At 58.7% G+C, this 24,453-nt stretch carries 24 protein-coding genes and 1 tRNA gene; 15 read left to right on the top strand and 10 right to left on the bottom strand.

The window, feature by feature from the left end; all coding sequences use genetic code 11:
- The first annotated feature begins 59 nt into the window (after positions 1-59).
- The 4 genes from V7650_RS05750 (at position 60) to V7650_RS05765 (ending at position 2,697) form a co-directional block, all read left to right on the top strand.
- Positions 60-719: an energy transducer TonB gene (locus V7650_RS05750; RefSeq protein ID WP_335655285.1), complete on the top strand. Its 660-nt coding sequence runs from the start codon at positions 60-62 to the stop codon at positions 717-719.
- 80 nt (positions 720-799) lie between these two features.
- A complete protein-coding gene (locus V7650_RS05755; protein WP_335655286.1) occupies positions 800-1,573 on the top strand; it encodes a MotA/TolQ/ExbB proton channel family protein in 774 nt (257 codons plus the stop codon).
- Positions 1,574-1,678: 105 nt separating this feature from the next.
- The gene (locus V7650_RS05760) at positions 1,679-2,200 is read left to right on the top strand and encodes an ExbD/TolR family protein (protein ID WP_335655287.1); all 522 of its coding nucleotides are present in this window, start codon (positions 1,679-1,681) and stop codon (positions 2,198-2,200) included.
- Between the two features lie 44 nt (positions 2,201-2,244).
- The gene (locus V7650_RS05765) at positions 2,245-2,697 is read left to right on the top strand and encodes an ExbD/TolR family protein (protein WP_335655288.1); all 453 of its coding nucleotides are present in this window, start codon (positions 2,245-2,247) and stop codon (positions 2,695-2,697) included.
- Between the two features lie 452 nt (positions 2,698-3,149).
- On the opposite strand, the gene V7650_RS05770 is transcribed toward V7650_RS05765, so the two are convergent.
- Positions 3,150-4,964 carry an ABC transporter transmembrane domain-containing protein gene (locus V7650_RS05770; protein WP_335655289.1) on the bottom strand — a complete coding sequence of 605 codons (1,815 nt, stop codon included), beginning with the start codon at positions 4,962-4,964 and terminating at the stop codon, positions 3,150-3,152.
- Between the two features lie 254 nt (positions 4,965-5,218).
- On the opposite strand from V7650_RS05770, the gene V7650_RS05775 reads away from it, so the two are divergent.
- The 3 genes from V7650_RS05775 to V7650_RS05785 all read left to right on the top strand — a co-directional run bounded on the left by V7650_RS05775 (position 5,219) and on the right by V7650_RS05785 (position 6,821).
- A complete protein-coding gene (locus tag V7650_RS05775; protein ID WP_335655290.1) occupies positions 5,219-5,767 on the top strand; it encodes a TspO/MBR family protein in 549 nt (182 codons plus the stop codon).
- 46 nt (positions 5,768-5,813) lie between these two features.
- On the top strand, positions 5,814-6,173 hold the full coding sequence (locus V7650_RS05780; RefSeq protein ID WP_335655332.1) for an accessory factor UbiK family protein: 360 nt from the start codon (positions 5,814-5,816) through the stop codon (positions 6,171-6,173).
- A gap of 141 nt (positions 6,174-6,314) precedes the next feature.
- Positions 6,315-6,821: a YbjN domain-containing protein gene (locus tag V7650_RS05785; protein ID WP_335655291.1), complete on the top strand. Its 507-nt coding sequence runs from the start codon at positions 6,315-6,317 to the stop codon at positions 6,819-6,821.
- 81 nt (positions 6,822-6,902) lie between these two features.
- Here V7650_RS05785 and V7650_RS05790 read toward each other — a convergent pair whose 3' ends face one another.
- Both V7650_RS05790 and V7650_RS05795 read right to left on the bottom strand, forming a co-directional pair.
- Positions 6,903-7,772, bottom strand: a complete 870-nt coding sequence (locus tag V7650_RS05790) for a hypothetical protein (RefSeq protein WP_335655292.1) — start codon at positions 7,770-7,772, stop codon at positions 6,903-6,905.
- Between the two features lie 155 nt (positions 7,773-7,927).
- Positions 7,928-8,440: a MarR family winged helix-turn-helix transcriptional regulator gene (locus V7650_RS05795; protein WP_335655293.1), complete on the bottom strand. Its 513-nt coding sequence runs from the start codon at positions 8,438-8,440 to the stop codon at positions 7,928-7,930.
- Between the two features lie 102 nt (positions 8,441-8,542).
- Between V7650_RS05795 and V7650_RS05800 the strand changes: the two genes are divergently transcribed.
- The 5 genes from V7650_RS05800 (at position 8,543) to V7650_RS05820 (ending at position 14,508) form a co-directional block, all read left to right on the top strand.
- Positions 8,543-9,652, top strand: a complete 1,110-nt coding sequence (locus V7650_RS05800) for a branched-chain amino acid aminotransferase (RefSeq protein WP_335655294.1) — start codon at positions 8,543-8,545, stop codon at positions 9,650-9,652.
- A 79-nt stretch (positions 9,653-9,731) separates the two neighbouring features.
- Positions 9,732-9,806: transfer RNA gene (locus tag V7650_RS05805), tRNA-Gln, on the top strand.
- Between the two features lie 313 nt (positions 9,807-10,119).
- The gene (locus V7650_RS05810) at positions 10,120-10,815 is read left to right on the top strand and encodes a response regulator transcription factor (protein ID WP_335655295.1); all 696 of its coding nucleotides are present in this window, start codon (positions 10,120-10,122) and stop codon (positions 10,813-10,815) included.
- Positions 10,812-12,185, top strand: a complete 1,374-nt coding sequence (locus V7650_RS05815; RefSeq protein ID WP_335655296.1) for a FecR family protein — start codon at positions 10,812-10,814, stop codon at positions 12,183-12,185. The genes V7650_RS05810 and V7650_RS05815 overlap by 4 nt, the downstream gene beginning before the upstream one ends.
- A 49-nt stretch (positions 12,186-12,234) precedes the next feature.
- Complete coding sequence (locus V7650_RS05820) at positions 12,235-14,508, top strand: CHASE2 domain-containing protein (RefSeq protein ID WP_335655297.1); 2,274 nt, start codon at positions 12,235-12,237, stop codon at positions 14,506-14,508.
- A gap of 1 nt (position 14,509) precedes the next feature.
- On the opposite strand, the gene V7650_RS05825 is transcribed toward V7650_RS05820, so the two are convergent.
- The 5 genes from V7650_RS05825 to V7650_RS05845 form a co-directional block, all read right to left on the bottom strand.
- Positions 14,510-15,061 (bottom strand): hypothetical protein, encoded by a 552-nt coding sequence (locus tag V7650_RS05825; protein WP_335655298.1) that lies wholly within the window; start codon positions 15,059-15,061, stop codon positions 14,510-14,512.
- A gap of 83 nt (positions 15,062-15,144) precedes the next feature.
- Positions 15,145-15,378, bottom strand: coding sequence for a hypothetical protein (locus V7650_RS05830; RefSeq protein ID WP_335655299.1), 234 nt, complete (start codon positions 15,376-15,378; stop codon positions 15,145-15,147).
- A 1-nt stretch (position 15,379) separates the two neighbouring features.
- Entirely contained in the window at positions 15,380-16,753 is a 1,374-nt protein-coding gene (locus V7650_RS05835; RefSeq protein ID WP_335655300.1) for a class II 3-deoxy-7-phosphoheptulonate synthase, read from the bottom strand.
- 119 nt (positions 16,754-16,872) lie between these two features.
- Positions 16,873-18,099: a cell wall hydrolase gene (locus V7650_RS05840; protein WP_335655301.1), complete on the bottom strand. Its 1,227-nt coding sequence runs from the start codon at positions 18,097-18,099 to the stop codon at positions 16,873-16,875.
- A 208-nt stretch (positions 18,100-18,307) separates the two neighbouring features.
- Positions 18,308-19,807: an MATE family efflux transporter gene (locus tag V7650_RS05845; RefSeq protein ID WP_335655302.1), complete on the bottom strand. Its 1,500-nt coding sequence runs from the start codon at positions 19,805-19,807 to the stop codon at positions 18,308-18,310.
- Here V7650_RS05845 and V7650_RS05850 point away from each other — a divergent pair.
- The 3 genes from V7650_RS05850 to V7650_RS05860 are packed head-to-tail and all read left to right on the top strand — an operon-like array spanning position 19,780 to position 22,921.
- A complete protein-coding gene (locus tag V7650_RS05850; protein ID WP_335655303.1) occupies positions 19,780-20,985 on the top strand; it encodes a DUF2891 domain-containing protein in 1,206 nt (401 codons plus the stop codon). The two genes, V7650_RS05845 and V7650_RS05850, sit on opposite strands and share 28 nt — an antisense overlap.
- Positions 20,982-22,157, top strand: coding sequence for a sensor histidine kinase (locus V7650_RS05855; protein WP_335655304.1), 1,176 nt, complete (start codon positions 20,982-20,984; stop codon positions 22,155-22,157). The genes V7650_RS05850 and V7650_RS05855 overlap by 4 nt, the downstream gene beginning before the upstream one ends.
- A gap of 2 nt (positions 22,158-22,159) precedes the next feature.
- Entirely contained in the window at positions 22,160-22,921 is a 762-nt protein-coding gene (locus V7650_RS05860; RefSeq protein ID WP_335655305.1) for a LytR/AlgR family response regulator transcription factor, read from the top strand.
- On the opposite strand, the gene V7650_RS05865 is transcribed toward V7650_RS05860, so the two are convergent.
- Entirely contained in the window at positions 22,879-23,919 is a 1,041-nt protein-coding gene (locus tag V7650_RS05865) for a CaiB/BaiF CoA transferase family protein (RefSeq protein ID WP_335655306.1), read from the bottom strand. The genes V7650_RS05860 and V7650_RS05865 overlap by 43 nt on opposite strands.
- 98 nt (positions 23,920-24,017) lie before the next feature.
- Complete coding sequence (locus V7650_RS05870) at positions 24,018-24,416, bottom strand: PilZ domain-containing protein (RefSeq protein ID WP_335655307.1); 399 nt, start codon at positions 24,414-24,416, stop codon at positions 24,018-24,020.
- Between the last annotated feature and the right edge of the window lie 37 nt (positions 24,417-24,453).

Consider the following 24,453-nt stretch of genomic DNA (forward strand, 5'->3'; position numbering starts at 1 on the left):
GGAACTTCAGTGATGGAGTATACTGCCTTGTGATGGGGAAAAAGGAGTTACATTTCTGAATGGCTTATGCTGACCAAGAGATGAGTTCGAACAAGATCATATCGATCGTTCTTGTCGTCATCATTCATATACTACTTGGCTATGCGCTGGTCACGGGACTAGCCTATACTGCCGTCAAGAAGGTCGCGTCGCAGCTCGACATGATCGACATTGACGAAGAAGAACCGCCAGAAGAACCGGAAGAGCCACCACCACCTCCGCCAGATCAGCCGATCGAACCACCTCCCGTGGTATCGCCTCCGCCGATCGTGGCACCCGTGGCTGCGCCTCGTCCGGTGATCCAGTCGGTTCCGACGGCACCACCGCGGCCTGCACCTGTTGTAGCCCCGCCCGCGCCCCCGCCAGCACCACCCCCGCCCCCACAGCGGGCAAATCCGGAAGCACGTGGCAATCCGGGTAGCTGGGCCAATGCAAACGACTATCCTTCGCGTGCTCTGCGTGAAGAACGGGAGGGCACGACACGTTTCCGCCTGACCGTCAACGCCGATGGCAGGGTGTCCGATTGTCAGATCACGGGTTCTAGCGGCCATGCCGATCTTGACGAGGCTGCCTGCAAAAACCTGACCCGACGCGCTCGGTTCAGACCTGCCCTCGATGCAAACGGCAATCCGACCACCGGATTTTATGCCAACGCCGTTCGCTGGCAGATACCCAAATAATGTAATCGGGAAGGGCGCTATGAATTGCCCTTCCCCCAACAGTTTTCTTGCAATTAGTTTATCCTGAGGGGAATGTTAAAATGTTGATTGAAATTCTGGCCGCTGCTGCCACTCCACCGCAAAATGCGTTCGGCTTTGTCGAAGCAATGGAACAGGGCGGCGTTATCGCCTGGTCTGTTCTGGCAATTCTGACCATCATGTCGGTTTCGTCTTTCTACATCCTGTTTTCGAAATTGTTCGAGCAGAACAAGATCATGAAGCAGGGTCAGGCCATGCGCTCGACGTTCTGGCGCGCCGGCAGCCTCAAGGAAGGCGCTGCCAAGCTCGACAAGAACTCCGCTTACCGCCAGATCGTTGACGATGCGATCAAGGCCGATGCCGACCACGCCAAGCTGACCGATCCGGTTGAAGCACATGACTGGCTGCACGGTTCGATCGAACGGTCGCAGGACCTGATCAAGTCGCGTCTGGCAACCGGCCTGCCATGGTTGGCAACCGTTGGTGCGACCTCGCCGTTCATCGGCCTGTTCGGTACGGTTATCGGTATCTACCGCGCGCTGATCAAGATCGGCATCGCTGGCCAGGCATCGATCGACGCCGTTGCCGGTCCTGTTGGTGAAGCCCTGATCATGACCGCTCTCGGTCTTGGTGTGGCTGTTCCAGCCGTTCTCGCCTACAACTGGCTGCAGGGTCGCAACAAGCGCATCGCCGAACAGCTGGCTGCGTTCTCTAACGACGTTCTGGGCTACATGGCTTCGGACGGCGGCGTTAAGCCGGTCGTTGCAACAACCGCTGGTGGCGTGAAAACCGCTCCGGCCGCTGCGAAGCCTGCTGCACCTGCCGTAAAGAAATAAGCCGGGGACCGGGTTCCAGCGGCGTCTTGCCCTGGCACCCGGTCAACGCACGACGAGAGAGCCTTTGCTCTCTTCAGATGTTTAGTTTTGAGAGGATAAGATCCTATGGCGATGAATGTTGGGGGCGGTGGCGGAGAGGAAACTCCTCTATCCGACATTAATACTACCCCACTCGTGGACGTTATGCTGGTGCTGCTGATCATTTTTCTGATCGCGGTTCCCGTGGTGATCCAGACCGTGAAGCTCGAACTTCCGGTGCTTCCCTTTGAAGTAACCACCACCAAGCGCGAAAATGTGCTGCTGGCCGTTACAACGACAGATGCAGCCGGACGTGACCCGGGCGACCCCGAATATTCAGGTGCCACTCCCGGTGGCAATTGCCGGGTCTACTGGAATACCACTCCCGTCGATTCCACGGAATTGGTAACCAAGGCTGTCAAGGCGCTGGAAGATCAGATCGACGCTTTTGGCGGGGTCGAGAATATGACACCCGAAGATATGCCCGAAGTGCATATTCGTGGTGACATCAATACACCATATAAGTGCATTGGCGGCGCGATCTACACGATGCAGCGCGCCGGTTTTGCGAAGGTGGGCTTTCTGTCCACGCCGATTGTCGTCGAATAATTTCGAACGGCAGCGAGAGTTAGTAAAGTTAAGGAGACGCACGAATGGCAATGAGTGGCGGAAGCGATGATGGCGAGCCAATGATGGAGATGAACACGACGCCGCTCATCGACGTCCTGTTGGTTCTTCTCATCATGTTCATCATCACAATCCCTGTGCAAACGCACGCGGTTAAGATCGATCTCCCCGTGGCAGATGATTCTCCGCAGGACCAGCCGTTGATCGATCCGGTCAAGAATCGCCTCGGGATTACGGCAACCAACCAGGTCACCTGGAACGGCAGCGAAGTGACGCTCAATCAGGTGAAGCAATATCTGGCGCAGACGAAATCAATGGTTCCGGAGCCTGAATTGCAGTTCCAGCCTGATCCGCTGAGCGCGTATCTGACCACGGACCGGACTCTGGCTGTAATCAAGGACAGCCAGGTGACCAAGTTCGGCTTTGTCGGCAACGAGCAATATGGCAGCTTCAACAAGGCCAGCCGCCTGCCAAACTAGGCCGGGGCATCAGAAATAAAAAGGGCTGCGATCCGGTATCGCGGCCCTTTTTTTTTTGTAGCTAATTCCGTTTCGGACTTGGCCTCTCCAGCCAGAGACGTGTGCGTCGAGGAGAATGAAACCTCCCCGCCCGCGGAGAGGGGGACCGGGCGGAGCGCGGTGGAGGGGCCTTGCGTCTGAATGCTGCGCCCGGGCCAGCGCCCCCTTCGTCAGCCCTGCGGGCTGTCACCTCCCCGCAAGAGGGGAGGGTTTTTGGGAGGAAACCCAAAACAGGAGAAGCATTGGCCCGGGCCTGAGCGAACAAAACTCAATGCCCCTTGCGCCCGGGCAGCCTGGTTCGTCATGGCGTGAAGGCGGCTAGGCATGGGATGTCTCCCCGCTCTTCAACCCAGCTGCGACACCCCTTTCATCCCGCCGGGGATCGCCGCCTTTCCGATTAGCCGAAACGCCGCCTAGACGTGAGCCTTCGGGCGACCGGTTTCCGAGCTGCTGAACTGCAGCTCCGCCAGCCGGGCGTACAGACCGTTCTTGGCGATCAGGCTGTCATGGTCGCCCTGTTCGACGATCCTGCCGTCGTCCATCACCACGATCCGGTCTGCCGACCGTACCGTCGCCAGGCGGTGGGCAATCACGATCGTGGTCCGGTCGCGCATCAGGTGATCAAGCGCGTCCTGCACCAGTTTCTCGCTCTCCGCGTCGAGCGCCGACGTGGCCTCGTCCAGAAGCAGGATCGGCGTGTTGCGCAGCAGGGCGCGAGCGATCGAGATCCGCTGACGCTGGCCGCCCGACAGGCGGGTCCCCGCTTCGCCCATGAAACTGTCGAGGCCGTCGGGCAGGGCGCGCAGGAACTTCTCCGCATTGGCGGCGCGGGCGGCTGCCCAAATCTCGTCATCGGTGGCATCCCACTTGCCATAACGCAGATTGTCGCGGGCCGACGCGGCAAACAGGACGGTCTCCTGCGGCACCAGCGCCATGCGCTCCCGGATCTCGGCCGGATCGGCAGAGGGCAGGGCGACGCCGTCGATGCGGACGGAACCGCTCTGCGGATCATAGAAGCGCTGCGCGAGCTGGAACAATGTCGATTTGCCGGCGCCGGACGGGCCGACCACGGCCACCGTCTCGCCGGGGGACACGGTCAGCGAGAAATTGCCGAGGGCTTGCGTGTCCGGGCGGGTCGGATAGGAGAAGGTCACATTGTCAAATGCGATCTTGCCGCGGGAGGGCTCTGGCAGGGCGATGGGGTTCTCCGGCGCCGCGATGCCCGGCTTTTCGGAGAGCAGTTCCGCCAGTCGGCCTGCCGCTCCGGCGCCGCGCAGAAGGTCGCCATAGACTTCGGTCAGCGCGCCAAAGGCCCCGGCAACGAGGCCGCCGGTGAGGACGAAGGCGGCGATCGTGCCGCCGGATATCGATCCGTCGGCGACGCCGATTGCGCCGCGCCACATCAGCATGGTGATGCCGGTGAAGATCAGGCCGATGACGATGGCGGTCATGGCCGCGCGCAGCCGGATCCGTCTTTTCGCGGTATCAAATGTATTCTCGACCGCGCCGCGAAACCGTTCGTGCTCGCGCTCCTGCTGGCCGAAGGCCTGTACGATCTTCATGGCGCCCAGGGTTTCCGCGATCATCGCGCCAACGTCGGCAACCCGGTCCTGGCTGGAGCGGGAGACGTTGGTCAACTTGCGGCCGATGAAGACGATCGGCAGGACGATCACCGGAATCGCCAGCAGCAGACCCGCGGTCAGCGTCGGAGCCAGCGTGAACAGATAGATGATTCCGCCAAGGCCGATGACGATGTTGCGCAGCGCCACCGATACGGTGGTACCGACGACCTGCTCGATCACCGCGGTATCCGAAGTCATCCGGGAGGCGATTTCCGAGGGCCTGTTTTCCTCGAAAAAGCCCGGGGCGAGGCTGAGGAGGTTGCGCTGCACGGCAAGCCGGATATCCGCGACGACCCGCTCTCCGAGCCAGCTGACAAAATAGAAACGAAAGGCGGTGGCCACCGCCAGAACAGCGACAATTCCCAGAAGACCCTGGAAATAGGGGGCGACATCGCCGTTCCCGGCCATGAAGCCCTTGTCGATGATAGTTTTGAAACCTGCCGGAATGGCCAGTGTTGCCATCGCCGAAATGAACAGCGCGAGCAGCGCAAAGGCGATTTCCTTGGGATATTTCACCGCGCGATCGAACACCATCCGCAGATTGCCGATCTTCTTTAGCGGTGCCGCGGGGGTATCCTGCTCGGGAGAATTGGGTTTGTCGGTCATAAAGCGCGCCTAGCAGCCAGTCCTGTTTGTCACAATCAATGGTTTGTGCCGATACCATCCGGACTTGCCGTGTTTCCAAGATGGCGACGAAGTCGAAAATACCAAGACTGGGAAGATTCTTATTCTGGTCAGAGATGACATATATTCAACGGCATAACGCTGGTCAAACGCCGAGAAATTGTTAAAAGTGCAGGGGTTTGGCGCAGAACGCGCTCGGACGATTCGTGTATTTATTCGATCAAGGATGCTGCCCTGTGAACCAGATTGCTTCTAAAGGCCAGCTACGCATGTCCCTGCTGCGGTGGATATTGTTCGTCGTCCCGATCACGGTCCTGCTCGGATTCACATTCAGCCAGTTCGCCAATACCGGCGATGAAAACCGCTGGTTCCAGGCGCTGGCCAAGCCATCCGCCCAGCCTCCCGGATGGGCATTCGGCGCCGCCTGGGCGCTGCTCTACACCATGATGGGGACGGCGTTTGCCATGGTCCTCCACGCCCGCGGTGCGCCGCTGCGTGGCCCGGCGATCATTGTCTATCTGACCCAATATGCCCTCAACCTGTTCTGGCCGATCCTGTTCTTCGGCATGCACCAGGTCGGTGCGGCGTTCTGGCTTCTGGTCATTGTGCTTCTCTTGGCATTGGCCACGACCTTCATCTTTGGCCGGATCCGCAAGGCCGCCGCCTGGTTGCTGGTGCCCTATCTCGCATGGCTCTGTTTCGCGGCGATTCTCAACCAGCAGATCGGCGAGATGAATCCCGAAGCGGAGACCCTTGTGGTTCCGGCAGCGAGAACCCAGATATAGACTATGATTTACCAGACCGGATTGGTCAGTGACGGAGTTTAATGACATGCAGAGCCAGAACCGTTTTTTTGATGATCTCTCGAAAGTTCTCAACGGGCTTGCCGGGACGGTGGCAGGTGTCGGTCGCGAAGCCGAAGCCAGCGCACGGGAGCGCGCCAAGGAATGGTTTGGCGGCATGGATTTCGTTTCGCGCGAGGAATTTGATGCAGTCAAGGACATGGCGTCAAAGGCGCGAGCCGAAGCCGATGCGCTGAAAAAGCGGGTCGATGCGCTGGAAAAGGGCGCGCCCGCTCCTGTCAGCAAAGCAGCCGGAAAGCCGGCCGCGGCCCGCAAGCCGGCGGCATCAAAATCCGCGACCCCGAAGCCCGCCGCCCGCAAGCCTGCGGACCCCAAAAGCGAAAGCTGATGACAGCGACCGGTCTCGCTTGACCGGCTTCCATTATCCACAGCGTTCCCACAATCAATGTGGCGACGAGCAGCGCGTTGTCTTGCCCTGATCCGGCGGGTGGGCCACTAAGCTTCCAATCACAAGGGATCTGGAACTGCAATGCTCGACGACCAATGGGAAGCGCTTGAACAGGAAGAGGCCCCGCCCGTGGACATGCTGGCCGCCTTTTTCGAAGCCCGTGGCTGGTCGGTAGATCATGTCGGTGACGATGAACTGTCGGTGGAGATCAAGGGAAACTGGACCAGCTACCAGATGCGCGCGATCTGGCGCGACGAGGATCATGTCCTGCAAATTCTACTATTGCCTGAACTCCGGGTTCCCGACGACAAGACGGCGGTGATCTACGAGACGCTGGGGTTGATCAACGAGCAGCTTTGGCTCGGCCATTTCGATCTCTGGTCGAACAGCAATGTGCTGCTGTTTCGCCATGCCACGCTGCTTGGCGGCAGCGGCATGCTGGGTCTCGACCAGGCACAGACGATTGTCGATCTGGCGATCGAGGAGTGGGAAAGATTTTACCCCGTTTTCCAGTTTGTGCTGTGGAGCGACAAGAGCCCGCGCGATGCTATCGAGCACGCGATGGTCGATACGGCCGGCGAAGCCTGATTGTTTGGTTCCACCGCATCCGGCCAATCGGATGCATTTCTGGCGGGGGAGCTCGTTACCGGTTAGCAATTCCCACGGCGATCAGGCCGCCAGAAGCTGCTCGATCGGGCAGCGGGCAACGTCCGCCGCCGGGCGGGACAGATAGAATTCGGCCAGCAGGCTTCCTTCGCTTTCCAGTCCCGTGGGGTCGATACCCCGCTCGCAGAGTTGCCCGACCACCTGGTCCCGCTCTTCCGCCGAGTGGAACAGCCGCTGCGGGAATGTTTCGCCTTCAAGTTTTTCGGTGACATAGCCCCATTCGCTCAGCGTTTCTGCGATGGGGTCGAACGGGAACAGGCGCAGCACGAAATTTCCCATCCAGGGTGCCTGCCCCTGGGTGACGGCTGGCAACAGCCGCTCAAAGCTTTTTTCGGTCACATAGCCGACACATCCTGTCGATGTCACCAGATCGACGGGTGCCAATTTCTCCTTCGCCGCTGGCGGCAGCGGGTCGGTCTCGAGATTGACGACGATGTCATGGTCAAGCAGGCCTGCGTCTCTGGCGAAGGCGGTCGCAGACGACGCCAGATCGATTCCGACGACTTCGATATCGGCCGGCGGCTCCAGATTGTCGAGAAACTGCCGGTCATGAGCCGCAACCTCTTCGGGCGTGGCTGCGCGCAGCGCCTCGTTTCCCCAATGGTCGTACAGGTCCGCCATCGTTAGATCATATTTCAGCAGCACGGCATTGATTCCATAAGAACAGCCGAGGTCCAGCACGTGGACGGTGTCGTTTCTCCGACTGCGAAGGTGAGATACCAGTTTCTCGAAAATCGGTTTGGCAAGGTCAGGGATCGCGTAGTCGAGCTTCCCCAGCTCGCTGAAATAGTTGCGCGGGTCTGGCTCATCGTAAATATGGTCCAGGTTGGCCTTGGCTTCATTGATATCCTGAAATGCGGTGTCCTCCGCCATAGCTTCTTTGCCTCTCTAGTTTCGCCTCGTTTCGACGATCCTAGCACATTTTCGGCCCAATTTACACCGGCTTGCCCGCCCCGGCTCCTGCTTGCCCCATCAATCCCCACGAGTCTGCATGGCGGGATGTGGGCATCAGGGGAAGGGTCGAACGTTCAGACTTTCTCGCCGCGCAGGTCGAAAACCATCTTCTTGTCACTGTCCGGCACCAGACCTTCCAGGACATGCCAGAATCCGGTCACCGATTCCTGCCCCGCGGAAACATAGGCGGAAGACAGTTTCTCGCGCAATCGACGGAACAGTTCCGCCTCCAGCGCAGCGCCCTTGTCCGTCAGGCGCAGCAATTTCTGGCGACGGTCGACATTTCCGGGAGATGTCAGGATAAAATCCCGATCCTGCAATTCTTTCAGCACCCGGCCGAGCGACTGTTTCGTGATGGCCAGCAGCTTGAGCAGCTCGCCGACGGTCAGATCCGGTCTTCGCGCGATAAAATACAGCGCCCGGTGATGCGCGCGTCCGAGCCCCTGTTTGGCCAGTTCCTGGTCAATGGCATTGGTCAGCCTGGTATAGCCGAAATAGAGCAGTTCGATGCCCCGGCGCACTTCGTCTTCCCGCAGAAACAGAGCAGAGGCCGATGGGGAAGTGGGAGAGCGAGATACGTCAGTCATGTTGACGTATCTTGACAGGCTGCCTAGGGGATTGCAAGACAATTGGATCAAGCCTCCAATGCCTCCATTGGCAGGCGCAACACGGAGCGAAAGCGGCAGAATATGGCAGATGCAAGGAAACTGGAATTCAAGCTTGAGCCCAGCGCGTCGCCGGTGCTTGCCAGCGAACGGACCCGGCTACTGGAAAACCCGGGATTTGGTACATTGTTCACCGATCACATGGCGATGATCCGCTATAGCGAGGCCGAAGGCTGGCACGATGCCAAGATCACGAAGCGGGAACCGATCTTGATGGATCCCGCCTCCTCGGTGCTCCATTATGCGCAGGAAATATTCGAAGGCATGAAAGCCTATCGTCTCGCCGATGGTGCAACGGCCCTGTTTCGCCCCGAACAAAATGCCAAGCGTTTTCAGGCATCGGCCCGCCGGATGGCGATGCCCGAACTGCCGCAGGAGGCCTTTCTCGATTCCGTCGAAGCGCTGGTCGACATTGACCGCGAATGGTTTCCCTCGGTCGAGGGCGGCTCGCTCTATCTGCGGCCCTTCATGTTCGCCAGCGAAGTGTTTCTCGGCGTCCGTCCGGCCAAGGAATATCTGTATCTGGTGATTGCCTCCCCCGCTGGCGGCTATTTCAAGAGCGGCGCATCGGCGATCAGCATTTGGGTGTCCGAAGATTATAGTCGCGCTGCGCCAGGCGGGACTGGCGCCGCAAAATGCGGCGGCAACTATGCCGCGAGCCTGATCGCGCAGGCCGAGGCCATCGAGAAAAATTGTGACCAGGTCGTCTTCCTCGACGCTGCCGAGCATAAATGGGTGGAAGAACTGGGCGGCATGAACCTGTTCTTTGTCACGGACAACGGACAGCTGATCACCCCCCCGCTCGGCGGAACCATTCTCCCCGGCATCACCCGCGATTCCGTCATCACCCTGGCCCGGGAAGAGGGCCTGGAGGTGATTGAGACCCCCTACAGCATTGACCAGTGGGAACAGGATGCAGCGAGCGGCAAGCTGGTGGAAACATTTGCTTGCGGAACCGCAGCGGTTGTTACTGCGGTCGGTACGGTGCGGTCCAGCGAGGGTGAATTCACCATTGGCGGCGGCGGCCCAGGCCAGTTGACGGAAAAATTGCGCCGCCGGCTGGTGGATATCCAGCGCGGCATTGCGCCGGACGATCACGGCTGGGTCAAAAGGCTGTTCACTGCCCAGGAATAACTGCCTCTTGCTCCTTGCGGGCAAACTGGATAATAGGCCCGTTCACCAGCGAGGCCCCCGGAAAAGGGCCCGCAACTGTTGGGGTGTCGCCAAGTGGTAAGGCAGCGGCTTTTGATGCCGCCATGCGCAGGTTCGAATCCTGCCACCCCAACCAATTTTCAGGAATATCTGACGGTTCGAGCCTGAATCTGTCGCTGAAACCGGGCTGTTGATGCGAGCAGCACGGCAGGCAAAGCTGTGAAAATCGGGTGCATCACCATCCCAGTTTGGCCGACAATCGGGAGATTTGTGGGGCTTAGGCCGTGCCCCACCGCGATCACTTCCTTGGCTCGACATGTAAATGATTGTAAATACGTACTCGTATTTCTGGTAAATCTTTGATGAATGATAGTAAAACCCCAATCACCGAGTGATGTAGGAAATCGGCCTTCTGCTGACCAGAGCAGAAGATTTTTGGGAGAGTAGGAATGCGGGTAGCGATAGCGGATGATGATCCAGATATTATCGATTTTTTGGGAAAAATCGTTGAGGAACAGGGACATGTCTATGTAGGCTACTCCGATGGTCCCTCGCTCTCGAACGCATTGCTGCGCGATACGTTCGACCTGATCATCCTCGACTGGAACATGCCGGGCAAGAACGGCATGGAAATATTGAAATGGATGGACAGTGCGGTGGAAGACCGTCCGCCGGTAATGATGGTGACCAGCCGCACGGCCAAGCAGGACATCAGCGATGCCCTCAATGCCGGGGCCGATGATTATATCACCAAGCCCGAAGACAAGAATGTCATTGCTGCCCGGATCAACGCTCTGCTGCGCCGAAACAGCGGTGCTTCGGCGATGGATGTGGTGGTGGAATATGGCGACTATCTGCTCGACCGTATCGGACAGGTCGTCCGCCATGGCGACAAGGAAATCGCTCTCACTGCAAAAGAATTCGAGCTCACCGATCTGATGTTCCGCAATCGTGACCGGACATTGTCGCGGCGGTATATAATGGAAACCGTCTGGCGCACCAACGCCCATCTTGCGACCCGGACGCTGGACATGCACGTTTCGCGCATACGATCAAAACTGGGGCTTAAGCCAGAAAATGGGTTTCGGATTTTTACCGTTTTCGGTTATGGCTATCGACTGGAGACGCTTGGCAACGGGGGATGATTGTGTCGGCAGGCTTGCAGGATCTGATCACAACCTCGATCCTGCGCCTTTTGGCAGCTTTGTTGCTATGTTTAGCCGCCGTAGCGCCAAGCAAATCCCATGCGCAGGTCCAGACTGATCCCGAGCATGTTAGCTATGTCTTCAGGACCGGCGACACGCTCTTCAGTCTTGCCACCAGATATTTTCGGCGATCGTCAGACTATCTCGTCGTACAGCGGCTGAATCATATTGCTGACCCCCATCGCATTCCGCCAGGCAAGGCGCTCAGGATTCCCGTATACCTGCTGAAATATCGTCCGAGCCAGGCGAAGTTGAGTGCGTTTCAGGGAAATGTCACCATCGCTGTCGGGGGAAGAAATCTGACCCCGGTCCGTGGTTTGGATGTCGGGGAAGACAGCAGCCTTGCGACCGCCGAGCGGAGCTTCCTGACCCTGCAACTGGAAGACGGATCGCGCGTCTCCCTGCCGTCAAACAGCCATGTCAGGATTGCCCGGCTCCGGCACATCCTGCTCACCGACAGCATCGACTATGAAATTGCTGTCGAGAAGGGGCGGATGCGGTCAAAAATATCGCCGCTCGACAAGAAAGCAGACCGCTATCGCGTTCGCACTCCGGTGGCGGTTTCTGCTGTACGGGGGACCGACTATCGGACCCGGATTGATGAGGCATCAGGGGCCGCCTTCACCGAAACGACCGAGGGCGAAGTGCTTGTCGCACCCGGTGATCGCCTGACCAATGCAGGGGCAACCTCTGTTCCGACAGGCATGGGGGCGGCGGCGACGATAGCCGGCGCTCTGCTCAAGGCACAATTGTTGCCGCCGCCCGAATTTCTCGAGCCTAGCAAAACCCAGTCGGAGCCAGAGCTGCAATTTCACGTTGCCTCTGGCGTGCCGGTTGCCGGATACCGGATCGTCGTTGCATCCGATGCCGGCTTTGTCGATCTGGTGGCGGAAGGCCAAGGACAGGCAGCCATGCTGTCACTACCGTCTGTTCCGAATGGCCGCTATTTTGCCAAGGTCACGGCGATTGCCGCAGATGGATTTGAGGGCATGCCTGCGATCTATGCCTTTAAGCGGCAACTGGGCACATTGGGCGGCAGTGCCGATACCGGTGATTTTGGCTATCGCTTCAAATGGTTTGGCGAAGGCGAAGGCAAGAGATTCTATCGGCTACAGATTCTGAAGGATAGCAAGAACTCAGTCCCGATAATCGACGAACTCGGTCTCTCCCAGGACAGCATTACCTTGTCGGATCTCGCGGACGGCGAATATTACTGGCGCGTGGGGGTAATTCAGCTTTCCAGCGATCCGGAGGAACCCGAAGCGATCGAAAAATGGACCGATTTCGAAAAACTGACCGTGGCGAACTAATTGGCCATGACCGCTCCATGACCGGGTCTTCCCGGAGATGCCCTTCCCTATGACATTGCGTCAGCGTTTGGGGCTGGAATGGCTGGCGGTCGCCTTGCTGGCCACGGCGTTCGTTGCGGCGCTGACCTTATGGAACAGCCTCTCGCGTTTCGACTATCTGATTTATGACCAGTTATCGGGCATCGACCTACCCGCGCCCCAGCCCGATATCCTGATTGTTGAAATTGATGAAGCCAGTCTTGCCGCCTTTGGCCAATGGCCCTGGTCAAGGCAGCGGCATGCCGAGCTGCTCGAGCAATTGGCTGCGGGCAATCCCAAAGCGGTGGGTTTCGACATATTGTTAAGCGAGCCGGGCAATGCTGCTGACGATGCCGCGCTGGCTGAGGCGATGGCCGGCGTTTCGAACATGTTTCTCCCGCTGCATTTCGTGTTTCCCGGCAGCGATGGAGCGGAATATGATATCCGGAAGCCGATCGCGCCGTTCGCGGAAAAGGCAGTCGAACTGGGTCATGTAAATCTCGCTCTCGACAAGGACGGCGTTGTCCGCCGGGCAGCGCTTTGCTTTGGCGACAAGGCCTCGGGATCCGAATGGCCGCACTTGATGGAAAGACTCTATCGGGCAGCCAAGGGCGGTTCGTCGCCCGCCTATCGACGGCTGGGGCATTGCAACAGGGAGCTGCTGATGCCCTTTTCTCGGCGGGGGGGGCATCAATCCATATCCTATGCGGCGCTGGCGCGTGGTCAGGTCCCACCGCTGTTTCTCGAAGACAAGGTCATTCTGGTCGGCGCAACCGCCAATGGCATGGGGGATCAATATCCGGTTCCGCTAAATGATGGCGGGACTCTTGCCGGGGTGGAGATCATGGCCAATCTATATGGTGCGCTCGTGCGCGATGATTTTGTCGTCCCGGTCTCCTTTGCGCAACAGCTGGCACTTTCGCTGTTGCCGGCGTGGCTGTTGCTGATCGGCTTCTGGCTATGGCGCCCGCGGACCACGATCATAGTTTCCTTTGCATTGATAGCGGGTATTTTTCTTGCCAGCGCGGCCCTTGTCCAATGGTCGCTGTGGTTCGCGCCGGGAGCCGCGCTGTTGGGCGTGATCCTTGTCTATCCCCTTTGGGGCTGGCGCCGATTGCAGGCCACCAGTGATTTCATGGATGGCGAACTACATAGTTTCGACCGCTCGAAAATTGATTTCCCCATCATGCGCCCGGACTATGGCCCGGTCGACGTGATCACCAGCCAGGCAGAGCGACTGACACACGCGATTTCACACGTTCGCGATTTGCGCCGGTTCATCACCGATGCGCTGCGCAATCTGCCGGATCCAATGTTTATCACCGATCTGGAGGGCAAGGTGACATTCACCAACCAGCAGGCGCGGGTCGCAATGGAAGAGAGCGGAGGCGAACTGGTGATGGAAGATATGCTCACCCGCTTTGTCTCGCCTGGCGACTTGCAGGGCGTCAACGAATATCTTGGTCTCGACGCCATATCGCCGGAACATGACCGGGTCGAATTCACGTCGCAAGGCGGGGAGGTCTTTTCCCTGCGTCGCGCTGCCGTTCTGTCGGACGAGGGGCAATTGAAGGGCCATATCCATTATCTGGCCGATATCACCGAAGTCGTTCTCGCCGCGGAGCAGCGGGAACAGGTCCTTCAACTGCTGTCCCATGATATGCGCGCGCCCCAGGCTGCAATCCTGGCTCTTCTGGATGGCAGGGAGAGTGACGATACTACCCGCCGTATTGAGGGGCACGCACGACGGACATTGGCGTTGGCGGACAATTTTGTGGGGCTGGCGCGGATCAGTTCCAGTGACATGTCCGGCGAGGATATATTGCTGGCCGAACTGGTCGTCGAGGCCAGCGACAGTTTATGGCCGCTCGCACGAAAACGAAACATCCGCTGCCTCGTGGAAGATCAGTCGGATGGAGGATTCGTCAGTGGCGAACCTTCCAGCCTTTACCGCGCGTTCTTCAATCTGATCGACAATGCCATCAAATATAGTCCGGATGGCGGCGTCGTCAGTATTGTCATTCGGGTCATGGAACTGGACGCGGAGCCCTTTGTTTCCGTCGCCATCACCGATCAGGGCTGCGGAATTTCGGATGAAATGTTGCCCCAGCTGTTCGAGCGGTTCGCAAGCGATGAAAAATTGGCACATTCATCAATCAGAGGCGCTGGCCTCGGACTGAATTTTGTTGCCAAAGTGGTGGAGCGGCATGGCGGGCATGTTCGCGGAGAAAACCGCCGCGATGGCGGTGCCCGCTTTACCGTCCTTCTGCCCCTCGCACCGGAGCCGGGTGAACCGATCACATGATCTATTCGATCCCTTGGCGGGTGCGGGTTGCCCGGTTTGGGCTATTGGCGATTGCCTGATCCAGACCGGAAAGCGCCGCAGCGACCAGAAATGGCAAGGACTGGGCCACTGTCCCCTTGCAATGATATTCCGCAGCATTGCCCGAATAGAGCATTTTGGCACGGACCTGGTCGAACAGGGTTACCGTCAGCCGATGTTCCCGGTCCTTGCAGGACTGAAACCGTTTCTGCTTTTTCGCAGGAGCCAGAGGTTGCTGCGTCTCCTTTTCGCCGGCATTGATCGCGACATCAGCGGGCCGGTCTGCCAGTGCCACATGCACCAATATCGCGGCGTCCGATGCGGAACGATAGCCTCTTTCCAGCAGCGACTCCGCGATCCGGTCACGGGCCTGCTGAAGGTCGGGATGGACCAGCGGTTCAACCTCACTCAGCCTGAAATTTTTCTGTGAAAGCGCGGTGGCCATCTGATCGGTCTGCAGGCGGGTTTCTATCGGGCCGGCACATCCGGAAAGCGTCAGTGCGCTAGCCAAAATCAACCAAAGTGATCGGATCATCAGACTCTCCAGCCAGTTTTTCTATCCCGCTTGATAATCTCCCGTGCCGACAGAGTCACGGCAATAGAAAACGCTGCCAAGGTCTAACGGGTCAACGCGTAGTAAATCACATATGCCCAGGACAAGAAGCCGTGGATGATCGCCCAGAGAATCGACTTGTGGGTGGTAAAGCTGATGGCAATGGCGAGCGCGCTGCCAAATCCGACACCCTTGCTGACGATCTCCCGGCGGACATAGGTGGCCCCTCTGCTCATCGGCGATCCTCCCGGCGCATAATCTTCCGGGCGCATCCGTTCCGGTTTGATCTTCTCCGGCATGTCAGGCGGCTTCCCGCGTACGGTCGGACAGCTCCTGGTTGAGCATTTCCGCAAGAAGGAAGGCGAGTTCCAGCGATTGCGCGGCGTTGAGCCGGGGATCGCAATGGGTGTGATAGCGATCGCCGAGCGACGCATCGGTGATGGCCACGCCGCCACCGGTACATTCGGTGACATTCTGTCCGGTCATCTCGCAATGGATGCCGCCAGCAAACGTGCCTTCGGCCCGATGGACCGCGAAGAAGCCGCGCACTTCCGACAGGATCCGGTCAAACGGCCGTGTCTTGTAGCCGCTCTCTGCCTTGATCACATTGCCGTGCATCGGATCGCAGGACCAGATGACGGGATGGCCTTCGCGCTTGACCGCCCGAACGAGCGGCGCCAGTCCGCTTTCAACCTTGTCATGGCCGAAACGCGAAATCAGGGTCATGCGACCAGGCTCACGCCCCGGATTGAGCGTATCAAGCATTTTCAGCAATGCGTCCGGGGTCAGCGAGGGGCCGCATTTCATGCCGATCGGATTGCCGATGCCGCGCAGAAATTCGACATGGGCCGATCCCTCGAAGCGGGTCCGGTCGCCGATCCAGAGGAAATGGGCGCTGGTGTCATACCAGTCTCCGGTGAGGCTGTCCTGCCGGGTCAGGCATTGCTCATAGGGCAAAAGCAGCGCCTCGTGGCTGGTATAGAAGGATGTCGCCTTCAATTGCGGGACGGTGTCGGGATTGATTCCGCACGCTTCCATAAACGCCAGCGCTTCTCCGATCCGGTCGGCCATTTCCTCGAATTTTTTCGCCCATGGACTGCGTGCCATGAAATCATGGGTCCATCCGTGCACCTGTTTGAGATTGGCATAGCCGCCGGTGGAAAAGGCGCGAAGCAGGTTGAGTGTGGCGGCAGACTGGTTGTAGGCGCGCACCATCCGCTCGGGATCGGGATCCCTTCGACTGCGGTCGAATTCGATCCCGTTGATGATATCCCCGCGATAGCTGGGCAGCTCGACGCCATCCTGCACTTCCACATCGGAAGAGCGCGGTTTGGCGAACTGGCCCGCCATCCGGCCGAGCTTCACCACCGGCAGTTTCGAGGCAAAGGTCAGCACGACCGCCATCTGCAGAATCACGCGAAACGTGTCGCGAATATTGTTGGGATGAAATTCCGCGAAGCTTTCGGCGCAATCGCCACCCTGCAGCAGAAAGGCCTTGCCGGCAGCCACTTCGGCCAGATCCTGTTTCAGGCTTCTTGCTTCCCCGGCAAATACCAGCGGCGGGTAGCTACCCAGTAGCTCCTCGGTTTCCGCCAATTTGGCAGCGTCAGGATATTGAGGCATGTGCAGCCCCTCATAATCCCGCCAGCTATTTGCCGTCCAATTTGTCGCCATCAGAGCGCTCCGCTTCGTTTCCAGTAAAATCGAGAGCCTTTAGGCGGGAGTCAAGGGCGAAGGCAAGGGAAACCCATCGTTGGTTGCCAGCGAAACTATCGGGAAACCGGTACTCCCGGCTAGCTTGCGGGTCTCTTCTTCCAGGTGCCGCTGTCGCGGAATTCGGGCTTGATCCGACTGCTCTCTGGCAAATTCTGTCCGGCGAAGGCCTCGTCCCCGCCCATGGCTTTTGCGGCGCTGCTGTAATCTGGTGCCTGATAGGTGCGCGGTGCGCTGACATCGGGCAGGGATCGGTCATGTCTGCGGGCATTGTCCAGTGCCAGTGCAGCGGCCTTCTCTGCCAAGGCAGTTTCGGCTTCGGCCTTGCGTCGGCCAGCCTCATAGGCCTTTTCCAGCGCAATGGGGTCAAGCGCGTTGGCCGACCCTTCGCTGGCGGCAATATCGTAGCGCCGTGGCTTCGGTGCCGGCAACGGCTCGCCGCCGCGATAGCGTTGACTGAAGGCCGGCGCCTTGCCGGCATTGCCTTTCCAGCTGTAGAATCGATGGGCGCCCACTGTGCCGAGGAAGCGAAGGCTCGGCGCCCAATAGGGATATACATAGCTGGCATGATAGTGGGTCGCCGTGCCGACTGTGGTGTAGCTTTTCCCGGCCAGTGCCTCGGCGGCGACCTTTTTCGCGCGATCCCAGTGGAACCGGGCAGCCTTGCGCCGCAACGAACCGTCGCACGTGTAGGTAAACTGGCAGCCGGTGTTGCGTTCGCTGCCCTGGTAGATCACGCCGCACACCGTGCTTGGATAGCTGGGATGACGCACGCGGTTGAGAATAACCTGCGCCACCGCGCGCTGGCCAGCATCGGGCTCCATGCCTGCTTCGTAGTAGATGGCCTGGGTCAGGCAATAGAGTGCCCGGCCATTGTCCACCGCCGAGCCCCGGTAGGCGATCTGCTGAATGAAGGGTGCACTTGTCGGATCGGAACCTGCGCCGGGCAGCAGGCCGTCGATCGACGACGTTCCGGGATTCGACAAATCGTCCAGACCCAAGCCACCATAATTTTGGGGCACGGCGTAATCGGGATCAATGAAATAGAAAGCCGAGCCGGCGAAATTTTCTTCGGCGCGTTCCACGGACTGCAAGCGGGGATCGCTGTGATTTATCTGCTGCGCATCGACGCTGGATTGGGGCATGCTGGTCGGGATCAGGACGAGGCCGATCAGGAACACCGCGATCAATATTTTCTCGCGCACCGTCAGCTTGGCGAATGACAGCCGCCAGGCTGGCGCTGGAAGGGCGATGGACGGAGAACCGGTCGGATCGGGCTGTATCGGGGGTGATGGCTCATTCGCCATGGCTGCCGGAGCGGAAACAGGCACGCCTAGCCCGTAGTTGGGCATCTGACCGCTCAGGGGCGGAACATAAGGCGGAGGCACGCGCATGAGTTTCAATATACCTGTTTGGGCCCAAGCGGACGGTACAGGCGGGATATAGGCTGTTGCGGCAAGCTCTGCGCGGGGCAAATAAGTGTTGTTCCACGATGGGACGCGGAACGGGGACAGGTTAAACGGTTAATGCCGCCTGCTGTTGCCTTAGGTTGACCAGATATTGCGCCACTGCATATCCCGCGACACCAAAAATTATGCCGCCGATGGCCGGCGCAAGAACAATGCCGTCGAGCCCTAAATATTCTCGGCCGAACCAGAGGAAGGGAAGAAGGCCGAGCGTGTTGCGAAGCCAGTTCATGACGGTTGACCAAATTGGGTGACCCAGATTGTTGCAGGCAGCATTGCCGATGAAGAGCATACCATTGAAAAAGAAAAGCGGGGTTAACAGCACGGCAAACAGCCAGAATACGTGTCGGCCTTCCCCGACCAGATGGAATGCATCGCTGATCGGATCGCTCAGCAGATAGAGAATCGGCCAGATGAGAAGCGCATATCCCAGGGCGAAAATCGCGGCCTGGTTGATCGTGGTGCGGACCCGGTCGAACTGCAGTGCTCCGAAATTCTGACCGATGATCGGCCCAATCGCGCCAGACAGCGAAAACATGAGGCAGAATGCAACCGGTACGACCCTGCCAACGACGGCAAAGCCGGCGATGACATCGTCAGAATAATCGGCGACAAAGCGGTAGGAAATGAATCCGCCAACGGGTGTGGCAATATTGGTGAGAATTGCGGGTATCAACAGCCTCAGAATGGGGGAAAGGTCCTGATGAAACTCGGCCAGGGAAAAACGCGAGAAGCCTCCATAGCTCTTTGCGATTGGCCAGATGGCAAACACAGCGGAAACGATGGCGGCGCAGGCACTGGCAACCGCCGCACCATTGATGCCCCATCCGAAACCGAAGATGAAGATCGGGTCCAGAATGGCATTGGTGATGCCCATGCTGAGGGTTACGTTCATTGCCTTTCTTGCGGCGCCGTGGGCGCGCAGGAAACCGGAGCAGACCATCGCGGTCACACTGAACGGGAGGAACGGTGCAAAAATTCGAATATAGCCGGTTGCGGCCCGATTGGCTGCGCCATTAGCGCCGGCCAATTGGAGAATCGCGGGAGCGAAGATAAAGAACAGGATGGCCAGGGGTACAATCAGGGCGATGCTGAGCACCAGAATATTGGTGAGATAGCGCCGGGCCTGATCCGGATTTCCCTGGCCAATATGTCGGGAAGCAAGAGCGCTGGTGGCGATCATCAGACCGATATGAAAGGCCGTCGCGAAGAACAATATGGTGGCGGCGAACCCCATCGCAGCGGTCAGCGAACTGTCCGCCAGTTGCGCAATGTAAAACAGGTCGGCAAAGTCGACAATGAACATTGTCAGCAGACCGATGCTGGCGGTCAGCGTCATGGTCGTGATATGCCGAAGCGGACTGCCGGTCAGGAATATGGCGGGTTGCGTCGCGATGCTATCTGTTCCACTGCAATCCGCGTGGCCGGAACTGGCAATGGCGGAAGAGAGATTTTGCCCTATAGGCTTTTGCCAATCGGTCAATTCCTCTCTAATAGAAAATGATCTTTGGGGAGAGACAGATGGTCTATGGGCGAGCGACGATTGCACTGATGGTTGCGACATTGGCCGGCTGTTCTGTCGCGGAGAAGGACGAGGCTCCGCCATCGCAGGAACAGGGCGTTTTCGAACGGAAAAACATTGCTCCCGATCCGGCGGAAGATACGCTTGAGCCCCGGCGCGCGGAACAAGCCTATGCCCGGATTGCTCTCAACTGCATCAACAAGCAATATCCCAACAAGATCAGCCATGTCCTGGACAGTGCGGCTGATGTGGCGGAGCCTGCAAAACTGACCCCGGCCTTTTACGGATGTTTCGACTGGCACAGCGCGGTTCACGGACACTGGCTGCTGACCCGGCTGTGGGGACAGGATCTGGTTCCTGAAATGGAAGACGAGATCGCTGCGGCCCTGGCTTCGAGTTTTGCCCAAGACAAGATTGCCGGCGAAGTGGCCTATTTTCAGGGTGCTGATCGAAAGTCCTTCGAGAGGCCCTACGGATTGGCCTGGTTCCTGCAATTGACGGCGGAGCTCCGCGAGATTTCGGCCGGTGGAGACGACAAGGCAGAGCAGGCGAAGGCATGGCTTGCACAATTGGAGCCTTTGGAGGCTCAGATCACCAGCAATATAAAGGACTGGCTCCCGAAACTGGCGTATCCGATCCGGCTCGGGACCCACAACCAGTCGGCTTTTGCTTTTGGACTGTTTCTGGACTGGGCCGAGCGCAGCGGTGATACGGAAATGACCGCGCTAGTCCGCGACAAGTCTTTGAAATTTCATGAAAAAGATAAAGATTGTCCGATGGCATACGAGCCGTCCGGGGAGGATTTCCTGTCGTCTTGCCTGATGGTCGCCGACCTGATGCGGCGGGTTATGGACGAGAAGCAATATGCCGTCTGGCTCTCGGGATTCCTGCCCGAAATACCCACCGATGGCAGTGGCGACTGGCTGGCGGTCGGGGTCGTGAACGACCCTGCCGATGGCAAGCTGGTACATCTTGACGGTCTCAACCTGTCCCGGGCCTGGGCATTGGAAGGCATGGCATCCGGCCTGCCGGCCACGGATTCCCGCCGTGCCTCGCTTCTCGCCTCGGCAAAACTGCATGGCAATTCCGGCGAGAAAGCGGTGCGAACACCCCATTATTCCGGCAGCCACTGGCTGGCCAGCTTTGCGACATATTGGCGGACCCGAAGGGGCATCGGCGTCACCAGTCGCAACCCGGATTCGTGAAGCCGGATCCAACGCTTCCCGCGGTGCCAAGTGCCGAGGCCGGCAAGGCATCCTTTTTCAACCGTCTGTTTCCGGTCAATCGCGATCTTGCGACCAAATCCATATTCGGCGTGTGGGGTGGCTATCTGCTTTTTGCGTCCAGCCGTTTTCTCTATGTCGCGCATGCCAATGCAGACGCGTTGCTCGTTCAGCGTGTCCTGATGACCAGCATCTGTATCGCAGCAACCTGGCTGCTCTACCGGCTGCTTATTGCGGTGCGCGGCAGCGGCATGGGCGCCGCCATCTTCATGCTGACTGTGCCGACGATGATACTGGCAAATTATCTCGCCATTCTCGACCAGATCGTGTTCGACGAGCGAGCGGCGCTCTTTGATTTCTCCTATCTTCTGGATCCGATTGATTTCACCTCGTTCGACTGGGCCTTCATTCTCGACGAGGCGTTCACCGGCTATTTCATCCTGGCGGGCTGGGGCGCCTTATATCTCGCCCTGTCGCACAGTCAGGACGTGCAGCGCATGATGGCGCACAGCCGACAGCTGGAAAGGGTCAATCGAGAGAGCGAATTGCGGGCATTGCGCTATCAGCTCAATCCGCATTTCGTCTTCAACGCCCTCAATTCGGTCAGCAGCCTGATCATCGATCGGCAAAACGAGCAAGCCGAGAAACTTGTCGATGATCTGGCCGACTATATGCGGGCCGTTTTGACGGGCGGTGCGGAAGACATGATCGCGGTGGAGCAGGAAATTACGCAGCAGGTGCGCTACCTGGAAATCGAGCGCATGCGATTTCCGGAGCGCCTCCGCTATTCGGTGCAGATCGATCCGGCGGCAAATGGCTGGAGCATGCCGGCGCTGATCATCCAGCCCCTGATAGAAAATGCGATCAAATTCGGAGCATCGGAGACCGACCGTCCCTTGAACATCGCCATTTCGGTCGAGGTCGAGGGTGACCGGCTGCGGATCAGCGTCGCGAATGATGGCAGGGTGAAAATGATGCCCGAAAGCCCGGCGGAGCGGGCAGGGGGCACCGGGACCGGGCTATCCAATATCCACAACCGGTTGCGCGCCCTTTACGGCCAGAATGCATCCCTGTTTCTGGGCAACAGCAATGACGGAATGGCCGTCGCAACAATCGTCCTGCCCGATCCGTCCCTGATATTCGAGGATATCTGAAGATGGGCGCGATCTCGCCGTCGGTGCTCATCGTCGATGATGAACCGCTGGCTCGCTTGCGGCTGAATGCGCTGTGCCAGAGACTCGGGTTGTTTGCAGCGATTGACCTGGCCGACGGCGGCCGTCAGGCCATGGCAAAAATCCGTCAGGTGCTGCCCGATATCCTGCTGCTGGACGTCGACATGCCGGATTTGTCGGGACTCAAGGTGGCAGAGATCTGCCAGGAACTGAAGCCGCCGCCGCAGATCATATTCACCACGGCCCACAGCACATATGCCGTCCAGGCTTTCCGGCTGGAAGCGACCGACTATCTCTTGAAGCCGGTCAAGGAGACCCTGCTGCGCGAAGCGGTCGAACGCGCGATTGGCAAGTTGGGGAACGCAAGAAACAATCCTGATCCCGCCGTCCCCTCGCGGCTTTGGGTGCAGGATGGTGACGGGGCGGTCCAGCTGCTTGTTTCGGACATCGAGTGGGTAGAGGCAGAGCGGGACTATATGCGGCTATATTTGCACCATCGCAGCTATCTGGTCCATCAGTCGATGCGCTCGCTGGAAGGCCTGCTTCCTGCCGACCTATTTGTCCGCGTGCACCGGTCGGCCATGGTTCGCCGCGATTGCATCGCGGAGATCCGCCGCAACGGGCGCAAGCGCTATGTCATATTGAAAAATGGAAAGCCATTGCCGCTCGGACCGCGTTATGCCGACAGCATCGGAGGGACCGTTCAGCCAGGTCGTCTGGGACGATCCGGGACCGTGACCGAATAACGCGGAGCGGGTGCCGGCTGCATCATCCCGTCGACATCGACGAAGGTTTCCCGCGCGACATTGTGCGGGTGCTGCTTGGCTTCGGTCAACGATAGCACAGGCGCAAAGCAAATATCCGTTCCCTCCATCAGTTCGCACCACTGCGAACGCGTCTTGGTCTTGAACAGGGCGGTCAGTTTTTCCTTCAGCGAAGACCATTTTCTGGGGTCCATCTGGGCATCGAAATCTTCATCGTCCGCGAGACCCGCTACTTGCCGCAACTGGGCATAAAATTGCGGCTCGATCGATCCGATCGAGACAAATTTGCCGTCCGCGGTTTCGTAGGTGTCATAGAAATGCGCTCCGGTATCGAGCAAGTTGACACCTCGATCGTCCTGCCACTGCCCGATATTGTGAAAGTCGAAAATCATCGCCATCAATGCAGCCGAACCATCGGTCATTGCGCAATCAACGACCTGCCCCTTGCCCCCGGTTTTGGCGTGCAGGAGAGCGGAGACCATGCCGAGCGCAAGCATCATGCCGCCACCGCCGAAATCACCTACCATGTTCACGGGCGGCGTTGGCTTCTCGCCTGCGCGCCCAAAGGCATGCAAGGCGCCGGAAATGGAAATATAGTTGATATCATGGCCGGCAGCGGCGGCCAGCGGACCATATTGGCCCCAACCCGTCATTCGTCCGTAAACCAGCTGGGGATTGTCCTCGAGCAATATATCCGGCCCCAATCCAAGGCGTTCCATGACACCCGGGCGAAAGCCCTCGATCAGTCCGTCGGCATTCTTGACAAGTTCGCGGGCCGCTTCAATTCCCTGCGGTGACTTCAGGTCAACTTCCACCAGCTGGCGGGAGCGGGATAGCGCGAGCCGTGGGTCCGGAGCCTTGCCCGGCCGATGGAGCACGGTTACGGTGGCGCCCTGGTCCGCGAGCATCATGCCGCAAAAGGGTCCGGGACCGATCCCGGCAAATTCGATGATATGGATTCCCGCTAGTGGTCCCGCCATGTCCTGCTCCGTTTTAATCGATTGATTAAAACGTCCTATGCAGGGACGGAATGCTAATCAAGCATATTGTTGCAGAATGAACGCCGGACGAGAGCGGATTATCCTCGGCGAAAGGTGTACGGTTTCGTCGACGGGTGGCGCAGATATGGCGGCAGCTCTGATTTGGTTTGGCCGACCGGCTTGCGCGCCAGCTTGGGATCAATCGGGTGATCAAAAGCGACGCCAAACCGTCCCTGGGCGACCCACGCGACATGCCCGGTTATGCGTCCGATATTGCGCAATTCCAGTTCGATCTTGTCACCCCGCTTTGTCAGCACGGGTGCCTCGGCCATCAATCCGCCGGCGGACAGGTTACGGATGCGTACCTCTCCACAATCCTGTCCGTCCACGAGGCATAGTTCCGCTTTCAGAAACAGACTGTCGCGATCGAGCTCCCGCTTTGGCTGGGCCAGCGCCTGACTGTTGATCTTCAGACTATCGTCAAATGGTTCTTTCATGGGCTTCCCGTGGTCGATATTTGTAAAAGCATGTGTC

The organism is Parasphingorhabdus sp., from assembly GCF_036964565.1.
Classification (GTDB): Bacteria; Pseudomonadota; Alphaproteobacteria; order Sphingomonadales; family Sphingomonadaceae; genus Parasphingorhabdus.

Coding starts and splice junctions, on each gene's coding strand:
- V7650_RS05865 (WP_335655306.1), bottom strand. CDS start 23,919: ATGGCGGGACCACTAGCGGGAATCCATATCATCGAATTTGCCGGGATC.
- V7650_RS05850 (WP_335655303.1), top strand. CDS start 19,780: ATGGTCTATGGGCGAGCGACGATTGCACTGATGGTTGCGACATTGGCC.
- V7650_RS05810 (WP_335655295.1), top strand. CDS start 10,120: ATGCGGGTAGCGATAGCGGATGATGATCCAGATATTATCGATTTTTTG.
- V7650_RS05755 (WP_335655286.1), top strand. CDS start 800: ATGTTGATTGAAATTCTGGCCGCTGCTGCCACTCCACCGCAAAATGCG.
- V7650_RS05790 (WP_335655292.1), bottom strand. CDS start 7,772: ATGGCGGAGGACACCGCATTTCAGGATATCAATGAAGCCAAGGCCAAC.
- V7650_RS05760 (WP_335655287.1), top strand. CDS start 1,679: ATGGCGATGAATGTTGGGGGCGGTGGCGGAGAGGAAACTCCTCTATCC.
- V7650_RS05800 (WP_335655294.1), top strand. CDS start 8,543: ATGGCAGATGCAAGGAAACTGGAATTCAAGCTTGAGCCCAGCGCGTCG.
- V7650_RS05860 (WP_335655305.1), top strand. CDS start 22,160: ATGGGCGCGATCTCGCCGTCGGTGCTCATCGTCGATGATGAACCGCTG.
- V7650_RS05830 (WP_335655299.1), bottom strand. CDS start 15,378: ATGCCGGAGAAGATCAAACCGGAACGGATGCGCCCGGAAGATTATGCG.
- V7650_RS05765 (WP_335655288.1), top strand. CDS start 2,245: ATGGCAATGAGTGGCGGAAGCGATGATGGCGAGCCAATGATGGAGATG.
- V7650_RS05785 (WP_335655291.1), top strand. CDS start 6,315: ATGCTCGACGACCAATGGGAAGCGCTTGAACAGGAAGAGGCCCCGCCC.
- V7650_RS05840 (WP_335655301.1), bottom strand. CDS start 18,099: ATGGCGAATGAGCCATCACCCCCGATACAGCCCGATCCGACCGGTTCT.
- V7650_RS05815 (WP_335655296.1), top strand. CDS start 10,812: ATGATTGTGTCGGCAGGCTTGCAGGATCTGATCACAACCTCGATCCTG.
- V7650_RS05795 (WP_335655293.1), bottom strand. CDS start 8,440: ATGACTGACGTATCTCGCTCTCCCACTTCCCCATCGGCCTCTGCTCTG.
- V7650_RS05835 (WP_335655300.1), bottom strand. CDS start 16,753: ATGGCGACAAATTGGACGGCAAATAGCTGGCGGGATTATGAGGGGCTG.
- V7650_RS05750 (WP_335655285.1), top strand. CDS start 60: ATGGCTTATGCTGACCAAGAGATGAGTTCGAACAAGATCATATCGATC.
- V7650_RS05820 (WP_335655297.1), top strand. CDS start 12,235: ATGACATTGCGTCAGCGTTTGGGGCTGGAATGGCTGGCGGTCGCCTTG.
- V7650_RS05770 (WP_335655289.1), bottom strand. CDS start 4,964: ATGACCGACAAACCCAATTCTCCCGAGCAGGATACCCCCGCGGCACCG.
- V7650_RS05870 (WP_335655307.1), bottom strand. CDS start 24,416: ATGAAAGAACCATTTGACGATAGTCTGAAGATCAACAGTCAGGCGCTG.
- V7650_RS05780 (WP_335655332.1), top strand. CDS start 5,814: ATGCAGAGCCAGAACCGTTTTTTTGATGATCTCTCGAAAGTTCTCAAC.
- V7650_RS05825 (WP_335655298.1), bottom strand. CDS start 15,061: ATGATCCGATCACTTTGGTTGATTTTGGCTAGCGCACTGACGCTTTCC.